10 protein-coding genes are annotated in these 13,004 nt (G+C 36.4%); 4 read left to right on the forward strand and 6 right to left on the reverse strand.

Annotation, left to right across the window (positions count from 1 at the left end; translation table 11 throughout):
• Positions 1–252 precede the first annotated feature (252 nt).
• Positions 253–2,163 (forward strand): EAL domain-containing protein, encoded by a 1,911-nt coding sequence (locus KO502_RS03835; protein WP_216021239.1) that lies wholly within the window; start codon positions 253–255, stop codon positions 2,161–2,163.
• A 134-nt stretch (positions 2,164–2,297) separates the two neighbouring features.
• Here the strand turns inward: KO502_RS03835 and ahpF are convergent, their stop codons facing one another.
• Positions 2,298–3,869, reverse strand: a complete 1,572-nt coding sequence (ahpF, locus tag KO502_RS03840) for an alkyl hydroperoxide reductase subunit F (RefSeq protein WP_216021240.1) — start codon at positions 3,867–3,869, stop codon at positions 2,298–2,300.
• A gap of 142 nt (positions 3,870–4,011) precedes the next feature.
• The gene (ahpC, locus tag KO502_RS03845; RefSeq protein WP_216021241.1) at positions 4,012–4,575 is read right to left on the reverse strand and encodes an alkyl hydroperoxide reductase subunit C; all 564 of its coding nucleotides are present in this window, start codon (positions 4,573–4,575) and stop codon (positions 4,012–4,014) included.
• 314 nt (positions 4,576–4,889) lie between these two features.
• On the opposite strand from ahpC, the gene KO502_RS03850 reads away from it, so the two are divergent.
• Positions 4,890–6,323, forward strand: a complete 1,434-nt coding sequence (locus KO502_RS03850) for a catalase (RefSeq protein ID WP_216021242.1) — start codon at positions 4,890–4,892, stop codon at positions 6,321–6,323.
• A 192-nt stretch (positions 6,324–6,515) separates the two neighbouring features.
• A complete protein-coding gene (locus tag KO502_RS03855; RefSeq protein WP_216021243.1) occupies positions 6,516–7,424 on the forward strand; it encodes a hydrogen peroxide-inducible genes activator in 909 nt (302 codons plus the stop codon).
• A gap of 141 nt (positions 7,425–7,565) precedes the next feature.
• Here KO502_RS03855 and KO502_RS03860 read toward each other — a convergent pair whose 3' ends face one another.
• Genes KO502_RS03860 through glmS form a run of 4 tightly spaced genes read right to left on the reverse strand, consistent with a single transcriptional unit; the run spans position 7,566 to position 12,149 of the window.
• Positions 7,566–9,137: an AMP-binding protein gene (locus KO502_RS03860; protein WP_216021244.1), complete on the reverse strand. Its 1,572-nt coding sequence runs from the start codon at positions 9,135–9,137 to the stop codon at positions 7,566–7,568.
• Positions 9,138–9,139: 2 nt separating this feature from the next.
• Entirely contained in the window at positions 9,140–10,372 is a 1,233-nt protein-coding gene (locus KO502_RS03865; protein WP_216021245.1) for a glutamate mutase L, read from the reverse strand.
• The gene (locus KO502_RS03870; protein WP_216021246.1) at positions 10,369–11,739 is read right to left on the reverse strand and encodes a hypothetical protein; all 1,371 of its coding nucleotides are present in this window, start codon (positions 11,737–11,739) and stop codon (positions 10,369–10,371) included. The genes KO502_RS03865 and KO502_RS03870 overlap by 4 nt, the downstream gene beginning before the upstream one ends.
• Positions 11,736–12,149, reverse strand: coding sequence for a methylaspartate mutase subunit S (gene glmS, locus KO502_RS03875; RefSeq protein ID WP_216021247.1), 414 nt, complete (start codon positions 12,147–12,149; stop codon positions 11,736–11,738). Before glmS ends, KO502_RS03870 begins: the two co-directional genes overlap by 4 nt.
• 129 nt (positions 12,150–12,278) lie before the next feature.
• Here glmS and rraA point away from each other — a divergent pair, with 129 nt between their 5' ends.
• On the forward strand, positions 12,279–12,758 hold the full coding sequence (rraA, locus tag KO502_RS03880) for a ribonuclease E activity regulator RraA (RefSeq protein ID WP_216021248.1): 480 nt from the start codon (positions 12,279–12,281) through the stop codon (positions 12,756–12,758).
• Positions 12,759–13,004: the final 246 nt, after the last annotated feature.

Here is a 13,004-nt window from a genome sequence, read left to right on the forward strand (position 1 = left end):
AAGGTTTAAGCTTTTTTTTCTTTTGAATTAAGTACTCAACGTTATTACAATCATCCACAGCCAATGAGAATGTTAAATATATTCAAGTGACTAAATCATTGAGTAGGCTAATTGCTATTTGAGTTGGTCATTATATAAGTCAAATGGTGTATGAAGGTTAAACTCAAGCTCTGCTAGGTAAATTCTATTACGAGTAACCTCAAAAAGCTGCTATTCTTATCGTTAATAAAAAATTATAACTAGGTATCGACTTTGTCTAGAGCAAAAAACTTTTCAATCATAACAAAGGAACACCACTTTTTTAAAACTAAGCATTTATTGCAGTTTATTTGGTCGATAGAAATTACATTATTTCTTGTTATCTTACAAAGACTATACTTAGAAAAATATACTACAGCACTTATTATTTTCAGTGTATTTCTTACTCTTCTCGGTGTTGCCTTTCTCGCTAAAAAAAACAAAGTTGAACAATCTGCAATACTACTGTTAGTTATTATGACTGGCCTTATTAGTTATTTTATGTGGTGTTATAGCGGTATCTACGATGAAGCTGTAATAGCCTATCCCTGTGTGTTGATTATGACAGCGATGTTGGGGAATAAAAAATTATTCATTAGCTTGTTTGTTTTTATCTCGCTGTCAATTTTACTTAATGGTGCGGTAAATTCTTACGGTATATACACCAATGAAATTTCTCAATCTCAATTGAGTGGTGCTATTTTAATTATTTTTATCTTTTCGCTCATTAGCTACACAATTGCCATTATGGCAAAAGACTTTAGAAAAATTTTAGCGCAATTAGATAGTGAAAATAAAACTGTTAAGCAATCTAAAAGTGAAATTGAGATCTTATTACGTCACGACATTCTTACCTCGCTGCCTAATAGGTTAATGGCGAATGACTATTTTCAAAGTTCAATTTCTCAGTCAAGCAGAGATGATAATAAAATTCATATAATGTTTATTGATTTAGATGATTTTAAATTAATGAACGACGCGCTAGGGCATCAAGCGGGGGATTCATTATTAATTGAAATTGCCGACAGATTAAAAAAGACAGTTAGAAAAGAGGATTTAGTTTGTCGTTTTGCTGGCGATGAATTTATTATCATTTTGGATTCTTTTGCCAAGCCTGAATTAGTTGCGAATATCGCCAAAAAAATCATTTCAGCAGTACAAGAACCTTTTTATTATCAAGGGCATCAATTTATTTGTGGTTGTTCAATTGGTATTTCAGTAACACCTGATGATAGCCTTGATTTTAATACGTTAGTGCGTAATGCCGATACAGCCATGTATCATTCTAAATCAGTAGGCGGCAATAGTTTTCATTATTTTAACGATGAGATGAATACTTACGGGCATGAATATTTAAGTTTAATCACTGATTTGCGAAAAGCCATTAAAGATGAGCAATTTTTCTTGGTGTACCAACCTAAGATCGACTTAAAAGAAAATAAAATTATTGGCGCAGAGGCGCTTATTAGATGGAATCATCCCGAAAAAGGTGTGATCTTTCCTGACTTTTTTATTGAAAAAGCAGAGAAGGCTGGATTAATTTGTGACATTGGTGAGTGGGTTTTAAACGAAGTCTGTAGAGTCTGTAAAGAATGGATTGATTGTGGTGCAAAAGACTTTGTGATAGCCGTCAATATTTCATCTAAGCAATTTGCTAAAGGTAACTTAGCCGAAGTGATTAAGTCTGTTTTAGAAGATAATGACTTAAGAGGTAAACACTTAGAGCTTGAAATGACTGAGTCATTATTGATTGATAATTCGGAAGAATTAAAAAATACCTTTAAATACATTCGTAAGTTGGGTGTTCTTTTTTCGGTTGATGACTTTGGCACAGGTTATTCTAACTTAGGGTATTTAAAAGAATTCGATATTTCGACGTTGAAAATAGATCGTTCTTTTATTTATGACATTCCGAATAAAACGAAAAACCAAGCGTTAGTAAAAGCAATAATACAAATGGCTAAAGGACTTGAGTTAAACACAGTAGCAGAAGGTATTGAAGACTTAGCCACTGCCAATATGTTAATTGACTTTGAATGTGACTCTGCCCAAGGTTACTTTTGGTCAAAACCTATCGTTAAGCGTGAATTTGTAAAACTTGTAGAAGAATTTAATAACGAAAGTGAAAAGTTAGCGATAAGTTAGTATAGCCAGTTTATATTGATATCAGCTAGCAGAAAACTGATTACTAATTCAAAGTTAAAAGCCAGCTTGAATACACAAACTGGCTTTAATTCTCTAACTTTTATGGCCTAATTTCGCGAACTAGCTTTCACGACCTAACTTTCACGAATAATATAATCAAACGCTGATAATGATGCTTTTGCGCCTTCTCCCATTGCGATAACAATTTGTTTATACGGTACGGTTGATACATCACCTGCGGCAAATATACCCGGCTCGCTAGTATTACAACGCTCATCAATCACTATTTCACCGTGTTGAGTGCGCTCTACCACGCCGTCTAAAAAGCCACTGTTTGGTAGTAAGCCAATTTGTACGAAAATACCCGCTAATGGTTGTTGTTTCACTTCACCTGTTTCACGGTCTTCGTAAGCAAGAGCAACTACTTTACCATTTTCAGCAATCACTTCTTTTGTCGCTGCATTTTTGATAATGGTAATTTTGCTGTGCGCTTCCGCTTTTTCTACTAATACTTTATCGGCTTTTAATTCAGGTAAAAACTCAAATACTGTTACATGATTTACCATGCCCGCCAAATCTAACGCGGCTTCTATACCTGAGTTACCACCACCAACAACGGCAACATCTTTACCTTTAAAGAATGGACCATCACAATGAGGACAAAAAGCCACACCGGAACCAATGTTTTCTTTCTCGCCCGGTACACCTAGTTCGCGCCATTTTGCACCTGTGGCAACAATAATGGTTTTAGACTCGATAATTTCACCGCTTGATAAGTGCAATACTTTTGGCGCTTTTCCTTGTAGATTGCCTTCACCTTTATCTATTTTATCAACACGTAAAAACTCTTTAATGGTAACGTCGTAATCACTTAAATGCGCTTGCATGTTACCCGTTAGTTCTGTACCTGTTGTTTTTGGTACTGAAATTAAATTTTCAATACCTACTGTATCTTTTACCTGCCCGCCAATGCGGTCAGCTATCATAGTAACGTTTAACCCTTTACGTGCAGCATAAATAGCGGCTGCAACACCAGCAGGGCCACCACCTATTACTGTAACGTCTTGTAAAGGAAGTTGTTCTTGCTCATCGCCACCAACAATATATGGAAAGCGAGCAATTAATTTATCAACTAACTGTGCGGTGTCTATTTTACCGTTCGCGAATAACTCGCCATTTAAGTAAACACTTGGCACACCTTGAATATTGCGCTCATCAACAATACTTTGGAATAAGGCACCATCAATCATTTCTGAACTAATCACATCATTTAATAAAGCGAATTGGTTCAGTGACTGCACAACGTCAGGACAGTTGTGGCAACTTAATGAAATAAATACTTCAAAATGTAATGGCTCAGCAATTTTCTCAACCATTTTAGTTAGGCTGCTATCAAGTTTTAATGCAGTACCTGATGATTGTAATATCGCTAAAATTAATGAATTAAATTCATGACCACTTGGGATACCAGAAAAATGAATACCGTTATTGCTACCTTCAACTTCTACATAAAAAGTGATTGGGCTACGTAAGTTTTCGTCACGTTCAACTAATGCTAAGTTTTCTGAAACAGAACATAACTGTGTTAAAAAATCTACTAGCTCTGCACGTTTTGCATGTTCACCAGTTTGTAATACAAGGGTCACCTTGTTAGTCATGTTTGCTGCGTATGTTTTTACTGCGTTTAAAATGTCTTGGCTTAACATAGTGTTATCCTTCTACTGCGATGAGTTGTTTCAATAAATTATTGCTTAATGCTAACAACTCATAAATCTGATGAAATAGGCGGACTAACATATCGTTGAGTCCGCCCTTACTACTTAGTACTTGCTTGGATTAAACGTAGGCTTAGATTTTGCCAACTAAGTCTAGGCTTGGTGTTAATGTTGCTTCACCTTGCTCCCAAGCTGCAGGACATACTTCACCGTCGTTAGCACGCACATACTGTGCAGCTTTTACGTTACGAACCATGTCTTTAGCGCTACGGCCAATACCACCAGCGTGGATTTGAGCTACTTGAATAACGCCATCAGGATCCGCTAAGAAAGTACCGCGGTGTGCCATGTGGTCTTCTTCAATCATTACGTCAAAACCGCGAGTAATGTTGCCTGTTTGGTCGCCAATCATAGGGAACTTGATTTTGCCAATAGCGTCTGACGAATCGTGCCACGCTTTATGAGAAAAATGTGTGTCAGTTGATACTGCGTATACTTCAACACCTAACTCTTGTAGTTCTGCGTATTGGTTTGCCATGTCTTCAAGTTCAGTTGGACAAACAAAGGTAAAGTCAGCAGGGTAGAATAAAAAGATAGACCATTTACCCTTAACGCTTTCTGATGTTACTTCAACAAATTCGCCATTGTGAAATGCTTGTGCTGTAAATTCTGGGATAGTTTTGCCGATCTGTGCCATGAGTAATTCCTCGTTAATATAAATAAAATGTTTAATGTTTCAAAAGCCTGTTTGCTTTCGATGGAGTTATATTAAGTTTAATTTTGTGATTAATAAAATTAATAAAATCTATTTTTACCATCTATAAAATAGAATGTTGATTGCTTTGGTTATTCATAAATTTGATCTAAAGTAATACGCATACCTGCTTATTTTCTTATACTTATTTAACTATCATGTATTTTTATTAGCGGGTTAAATAAGGTTTAAGTAAGCATACTGAGAGCACTAACTAAGTATTTAAAAATCAACTATTAACGTAAAGGAATGAAATCATGTCTGATAAAAAGTTAACCACCGCATCGGGTTGTCCTGTGGCACATAACCAAGATGTAATGACGGCAGGTCCGCGTGGCCCGCAACTATTACAAGATGTATGGTTTTTAGAGAAGCTGGCACATTTTGACCGAGAAGTTATTCCAGAGCGACGCATGCATGCCAAAGGCTCTGCAGCATATGGTAAGTTCACCGTAACTCACGACATTACACAATATACACGCGCTAAAATATTTTCAGAAATCGGCAAAGAAACCGAATTATTTACTCGTTTTTCAACGGTTGCTGGCGAACGTGGTGCGGCAGATGCTGAACGCGATATTCGTGGTTTTGCTATTAAATTTTACACTGAAGAAGGTAACTGGGATTTAGTGGGTAACAACACCCCAGTATTCTTTTTACGTGATCCTCTTAAATTTCCAGACTTAAACCATGCGGTTAAGCGCGATCCAAGAACCAACATGCGTAGCGCAACTAACAACTGGGACTTTTGGACATCATTACCAGAAGCACTACATCAAGTAACGGTTGTAATGAGTGATCGTGGTATTCCTGCAACTTACCGTCACATGCATGGTTTTGGTAGCCATACCTTTAGCTTTATTAATGCCGATAATGAACGTTTTTGGGTTAAATTCCACCTAGAAACACAGCAAGGTATTAAAAACTTAACTGATGCTGAAGCTGAAGCATTAGTAGGACAAGACCGAGAAAGTCATCAAAAAGATTTATTAGAATCGATTGATAATAAAGACTTTCCTAAGTGGACACTAAAAATACAAGTGATGCCAGAAGCTGATGCGGCTAAAGTAAGCTACAACCCGTTTGATTTAACTAAAGTTTGGCCACATGCCGACTACCCATTAATTGAGGTGGGTGTAATGGAGCTTAACCGTAACCCAGAAAACTATTTTGCTGAAGTGGAACAAGCCGCATTTAATCCTGGGAATATCGTGCCAGGCATAGGTTTTTCACCAGACAAAATGCTACAAGGTCGTTTATTTTCATACGGCGATGCACAGCGCTATCGTTTAGGGGTTAATCATAATCATATTCCAGTGAATGCCGCTCGTTGTCCTGTACACAGCTACCATCGGGATGGAGCAATGCGCACAGATGCTAATTATGGTGCAACTATTGGTTATGAACCAAATAGTCATGGAGAATGGGCAGAGCAACCTGATTTTTCAGAGCCACCGCTAGATTTACAAGGTGCAGCCGCGCATTGGGATCACCGAGAAGATGAAGATTATTTTACACAACCCGGCGATCTATTTAGATTAATGACACCAGCACAACAACAGGTATTATTTGATAACACAGCAGCTTCAATGGGCGATGTGCCAGAACATATTAAGCAGCGTCATATTAAACATTGTACCGCTGCAGATCCTGCTTATGGTGCAGGTGTTAAAAAGGCATTAGGTTTATAAGTTATAGTTATATAAGTTAAGCCTAATAAAATTTTAAATGCCCCATTCAAAGTTACTTGAATGGGGCATTTTTGTTTTTATATGTTCAAACTTTATATTGTTTGATATTTATGTGATAGCTTTTTTAGATTAAACTGTTATTTAAGTTTAATTAAATTAATCACAGCTAAACTCAGGTATTAAAAAGTTATTATGATCACACTCAAGCAATTACATTACGCTCTCGCTGTTGAAAAAACCTTACATTTTAAGAAGGCAGCTGATGCTTGTAACGTATCGCAATCCGCGTTAAGTACTGCAATCAACGAACTCGAAAAGCAGCTCGGTTTAAGTGTTTTTGAGCGTAACAACAAAAAAGTATTAGTAACCAGTAAAGGCCAGTTGATACTTGATAAAGCTAAGCGTGTTAAGTTGGAAGTTGATCAATTAATGCAAACTTCACAACTTGATAAAACGGCATTCTCAACACCAATGTCTATTGGCGTTATTCCTACCATTGGCCCATATTTATTACCGAAAGTATTACCTGAGGTAAGAAAACAATATCCAGACTTTAAGCTAAGAATACATGAAGACCAGTCGCATGTACTGGTTGATATGGTCAGAAATGGTGAATTAGACGCGGCAATACTAGCATTACCTTACCCAATTGACGGTTTAATGAATTTTGATTTTTGGCAGGAAGATTTTTATTGGGTAAGTCATAAAGATGGCTGTCCGAGTCAACTACAAGAAATAACTACAGAAGAGCTCGCCGTAGAAAAATTAATGTTATTAAAAGATGGTCATTGTTTGAAAGAGCATGCACTTGCTGCTTGTAGTTTAAAAAGCCAAGAGCAAAATACTGACTTTAATGCAGCAAGTTTATATACCTTAATACAAATGGTTGCCGGTAAATTAGGGACGACTATTGTGCCGCACATGGCACTAGATCAATTATTACATAATGAATCAGAGCTTCGCGCTGTGCATTTGAACGAACCTGGGCCGCATAGAACCATAGCGTTAATCATTAGACCCAACTATGTAAGAACAGGTGAATTGACGTTATTGAAAGATATATTTAAAACAGAGCTTAGCAAGAATGTTGTGCACGCTTAGTTAGGGGAACTTAAGATAAGAATTCAGTATTTAATACGTCATCCCCGTGATGTCTTAATCGGGGATCCATAAGTTATTAAACAATGGATTTTCGACTAGACACTGCGAAGATGACGCTAACTACAGTTTAATTAAAGGCGCTTACTTAGTAGCAAACTCTTTCTTTAAGACTGCTTTGTTGATTTTATTCTTATCAGTTTGCACTAACGGTAACGATTTTTTATAAATAACTCTGCTCGGTACCATGTAAGACGCTAAGTGTTTTTTCAACTCAAAGATGATTTCTTTTTCAGGGACCTTACTTGCTGCAGAATAAACCATTACCACTTCTTCTTCTATTTGCTCGTTGTCGATACCAAACACTGCGCACTGCTTGATTTGTGGTAAGTTTTTAGCAACAACTGACTCAACTTCTAGTGGTGATAATCTAAAGCCACGGGTTTTGATCATGTCATCTTGTCTTGAGCTAAAGTAAAAGTAACCTTCTTCGTCTTTGTAAACGTAATCACCAGTCGCGACGACGATTTCATCGGTTAATTGGCCTTCAATGTTAATCACATCTTTAAGGATTTGTACTGATTTAAAACGCAGAGCATTTTGCTCTGGTGCATTCCAAAAACCTTTATAGATATAACCGCCACGGTGAATCAATTCACCTACTTCGCGTGGTGCACATTCTTTACCGTCCTCATTGATAACGTAAAGTTCAACGTCAGTAATCGGCTTACCAATTGAATCAGGACGAATTTCAACTTGTGACGGGTCAAGGTAAGTTGAACGAAATGCCTCGGTTAAACCATGCATTGAATAAAACTTAGCTTGTGGGAAAGTGCGTTTACAATCTTTAATCATTTTAGCCGTTACATTACCGCCAGAAGAGGTGATGGTTTTAACGTGCGAAAATAACTCAGGGGTTGGTAGTCTGTGCTCATCTTCATCGAACATTTGTGAAATATGCACAGGCATTACCGGGATCACAGTCACTTTATCGTTAATTAAATGATTGAAAAAATCATCAGGTAAAATTAACCGATGTAGTGCTAATGTTGCTTTTTTATATAATGAACAAAATAATTGATTTAAACCGTAATCAAGATTGAAAATTAATGTGCCTGAAATAACATCTGTTTCATCTAAATCTAAGTATTGTGACACAGCACGAGCGGAATCAATTAAGCTACGATGCGATATTACAATACCTTTTGGCTTACCTGATAAACCAAACGAGTAGGTAATTACGGCGTTGCTGTAACTGTTAATATCGCAGCTATAAGGCTTGTTGTAATACTTATATATTTCTTCAAAAGAAGGGATGTCTTTACCTGCAGTATCATATGAAATAACTTTGCCAGAAAAGTTAATTACAGCAATACTTTCAAGATGCTTTTTGTCGGTAATAAGGCATTGAATATCACAGTCATCCACTATGTACTCTACTTGCTCTGGTTTTAATAACGTTGTTAACGGTACTAAAACATAATCAGTAGACAAAATGGCTAATATAGCAATTACTTGGTCAATGCCTTTATTTGAATAAATACCAATGCGTGAGTCTTTTGGTAAATCAAGTTCTTGCAAATAAAAAGCAACTTGGTTTACTTTATTCAACAATTCAGCATAAGTAATACTGCTATTTTTAAAGCATACGGCGGTTTTATCGCTGTGTGAGTCGGCAGCATTTTCAATGATGGTTCTTATACAGTTTATTGACATAGTTATTTTCCTTCCGCTATCTCGTTTGCTGAAAGTGTCCAGATATCATAATTAGTATCGAGTACTGTTGCAGGATTATGCTCAGAGTTAAGTATTTTTTTATAGAAGAATGAAATAATGTCTTCAATCTCTTCTACTGTTAATACTTTGGTGATACCGCCCGTTAATACAAATGAGTTCACTGATAATAATTTTAGATTAATATAGCCTTTTTGGTAGTGCGACATCTTACATAGCACTAAAAATATTGCTAATTGCATCAAGATTTTAGTGGCTTTTTCGCTTTGCACTTCAAAAATATTTTCAGTTACTTTTAAATGCATTAATAACTCGTAAACAAACTCATTCGCTTTAGCTGCAAAAATTAATGATTGTTTTGATTTATATACACCTAACTTCTTAAATACTAAACGGTCATATTCATTTTCAGTCACGATGTTTTCATCAACCAAGTCTTTTGAATAATGAATATCAGTCGTTGCGCCGCCAATATCTAATAATATAAAGGGGTCAACTACTGCGTACTTAGTGTGAATATACGGTAATGTTTTATTTACTACGTAAGGCGTTGAAAATATTTGATTATCAGTAATAGTATACAAATCTTTAATATCTTCTTTACCTTCAATATCTTGCTGATAAAGATTAGTTAAATATTCTCTTAACGACTCTTCTACAATATGCAGACGGTTATCAATAATGTTCGGTAGAATTACTACGTCTTTAATATTTTCTTTGATGGTTGGTGCGTCAAGTTCACTACCCACAAACACCACATTTGAATAGGTTAAGTTTTCTAAGTAGCGATACAAGCTATCAGAAAAGTTATCAGGGTTTGAATCAATACCACCAACAATAATCACTACATCAATTAAATCACTTGGTACTGAGTACTCTTCAATGTTTTGAAAGAGCACGGTATCAATAATATTAATACCTGAGTTAAAGGCAATGTTGGTTGCAAACTTTAACGAGAAAGATTGTGTTACACCGATAATCAGCGTGCTTAAACCGCCGTTTGCTGAAGAGCAAATATGGATGTCTTTTTTGTCAAAACCTTCTATTTTATTGCCACATTTATAGGTTAAATCATCTAATATTGATTTATTAAAGTCGCGAAAATGTTGTTCAATGTCAGTGTTGTTACTGATTTTAAAGTAAGTACTACCGACATCGATAAGTAACTTGCCTTGGCTATTTTTAGCCGTGTTATTTGAAGAATCTATCTGGCTCATTGCATAATTCCTATGTCATGAATAATGTCGTTAACAATGCTGGTGGTATCTTTGGTTAAATCACATTGGCCTTTTTCGTAGGCGTAACAACGATCAGGAATTGGTACATTACCGCGCTTGATGATACGGATATTCTTCTTCGCATCACGAATAGTGATCATATTATTGTGGTTAATAATATGCGGCGAGAAAGGTACATCGATAATGCCGTTTTTAATAGAGTTAAAAACTTTACGCCATAAAGTGTCAGCAGGATCGTTAAATACCGCTTCCATTATTGCCATAACTTCGAGGGTAAGAATTTCTTCTTCTTCTTCGTCAACCACATTCGGTAAGCCATTTAAAATACCTAGCGTATATTGGGTATTGGCTACGGTTTTAGCGTTAGCTTCTTTAGTTGGAATACCAGAGGCTTCTTCACGGGTTTTAGTGATAATTTTGTCAGCGCTAACCATGCGAGCAATAACGGTTGCTAAGTTAATTAATTGCTCAGCGTAGTCTTTGTTCATTGGGAATGCGCCCATCCATTGGTGATAAACCAAGTTGATGGCAGCGTCTTCACAGTTAATTTCGGCAGCGTAATGTTTTGCTAATTTTTTAAGTACAGCACCGGTTACAATATCTTGGTTCATTGAACCTTGTTGTGCGAAAGATACTGAGAAAGATTTAACGCCTTCTTCTAATGACAACAACATTTCAAGTAATTGAATTACAATGGTAATTGACGGCGGCACTAAGGTCGCTGTTAATGGACCAAAAGACTCACGGTTAATTGGTTCATTCAAACCAGAATAATTAGCACAAACACGCTCAACATATTTCCAGTAAAGGAAAGCTTTGTCTAACGGGAAGTTTTTTGAATAAGGTAAAAGGTAAGTTATTGGACCACCTTCAATTTCAAAAATACCCGAGGCAAGGGCGGTTTCAATTAATAAACGTGCATCTGGTGTACCGTGACGTAAACTTACTGGTTTATCAAAATGGGTGATCATTTTACGAGTAGTACGGTAACCGTGATTCACTAACGGGTAGCCGTTAAGCATATCAATGTCGTTTTCTTCACTTAAACGCAGCATTTTTTTTGCGGTGCCGTAATCATTTAAACGCGTATTCGAATCAATGGTTAGCGGCAGAACATCAACATTGGCATCTACGAAAAACTCGTATAGCGCGTATTGCTTTTCGTAAGTTGGAAAACCACCACGCGGCTGAACCAGCATTTTATCTTCAGCTTTCTTTTTAAAATGATGCGAAATAAACAAATTTTTACTCGCATTGGTAATAAATTCTTTCACTTCGGCAAAATCAAAGGTATCAACGTATTCGTTGTTAAGAATTATTTCTCTTTCTTCTTGCAGCAAACTCATTTTAATTTTCTCTCTATCAGCATCTCTTCCAATGAGTCTAAGCCGGTATTCAAATCTACTTGATGACAAACAATATCAAAGCCGTAACCCTTGTAACGCGGTACAATATCTTCAGCATTACCTGTGCCTACCACTAAGTTGCCGCCGATCATCATAATCACGTCGTCTAGTTTTTTATATTTTGCTTTTAAGCGTGGTACTTCTCGACCCCAACCCTCTGCTTCACCGTTTAGTGAAGAGATCAGTAAAACTTCTGCGCCAGTTTCAATAACCGCGTCAAAAAATTCTTCTAAATAGGTATTAACGCCAAGGTTAAATACCTCGTAGCCTCTTGCTTGTAGAGAAAGATCTATCAATCTATTAGCTACCACGTGGATATCATTACCCACAACACCTGTTACTACTTTCATATGTTTTTAAGCCTGAAAATTATGCCAGTATACTTTTAAAATTTTATTGGCAAGATGATATCAATTTTTGGAAGAAAACGCTCCTTTGATGTTAGAATACTGTCATATAAATTAGAATAGGAAAGGTATATGACAATTTTTACTGCGGATATATGTGATGAGCATAGCGAAAAAGCCCAAGTTTTAGCTGCGGGTTATAAAAACTATGGTGGTGCAGAAAACTGCCAAGGCGAAATTACTACGATAAAGTTAGATAAAAACAACTCAGATTTAATCAAATTACTACGTGACGAAGACGGCACAGGTAAAGTAGTTGTTGTTGATGTTGACCAAGAATACTTTGCCGTTGTTGGTGAAAACTTAATGAGGTTTGCCCATAAAAATAACTACGCAGGTATTGTGATTAACGGCTACATTCGTGACACATTCCAAATTAAAGACATTCCAGTTGCGTTATACGCGCTAGATACTTGTCCACGTAAATATATCCCAGTAACTTCTGGTGAGCGTGAATTAACGTTATCTTTTGGCGGTGTTGAGTTTACTCAAGGCGCTTACTTATACGCAGATACTGATGGTGTAATTGTTACACCTGAGAAAATCGCCTAGCTTGCAATTGCTGATAGTTAATAGCTGTTAGTTAATATTCTGTTATTAAAAATGCCGTTCACCTAAAGTGAGCGGCATTTTTTTATCAACAGATTTAAGTCTGCTATTTAATAAGTATTTCACTTATTAAATATACCGTTTCATAAGTAGATGTTTTAAGCGACTAACATCATAAACATTGTCATCCCCGAGGTGTCTTGTCGGGGATCTAGTTTTGTAGCTATTTTTTAAAGAGAAATGGATCTT

It is taken from the genome of Colwellia sp. E2M01 (genome assembly GCF_018860585.1).
Lineage (GTDB): Bacteria > Pseudomonadota > Gammaproteobacteria > Enterobacterales > Alteromonadaceae > Colwellia.

Coding starts and splice junctions, on each gene's coding strand:
- ahpF (WP_216021240.1), bottom strand. CDS start 3,869: ATGTTAAGCCAAGACATTTTAAACGCAGTAAAAACATACGCAGCAAAC.
- ahpC (WP_216021241.1), bottom strand. CDS start 4,575: ATGGCACAGATCGGCAAAACTATCCCAGAATTTACAGCACAAGCATTT.
- KO502_RS03850 (WP_216021242.1), top strand. CDS start 4,890: ATGTCTGATAAAAAGTTAACCACCGCATCGGGTTGTCCTGTGGCACAT.
- KO502_RS03855 (WP_216021243.1), top strand. CDS start 6,516: ATGATCACACTCAAGCAATTACATTACGCTCTCGCTGTTGAAAAAACC.
- KO502_RS03860 (WP_216021244.1), bottom strand. CDS start 9,137: ATGTCAATAAACTGTATAAGAACCATCATTGAAAATGCTGCCGACTCA.
- KO502_RS03865 (WP_216021245.1), bottom strand. CDS start 10,372: ATGAGCCAGATAGATTCTTCAAATAACACGGCTAAAAATAGCCAAGGC.
- KO502_RS03870 (WP_216021246.1), bottom strand. CDS start 11,739: ATGAGTTTGCTGCAAGAAGAAAGAGAAATAATTCTTAACAACGAATAC.
- glmS (WP_216021247.1), bottom strand. CDS start 12,149: ATGAAAGTAGTAACAGGTGTTGTGGGTAATGATATCCACGTGGTAGCT.
- rraA (WP_216021248.1), top strand. CDS start 12,279: ATGACAATTTTTACTGCGGATATATGTGATGAGCATAGCGAAAAAGCC.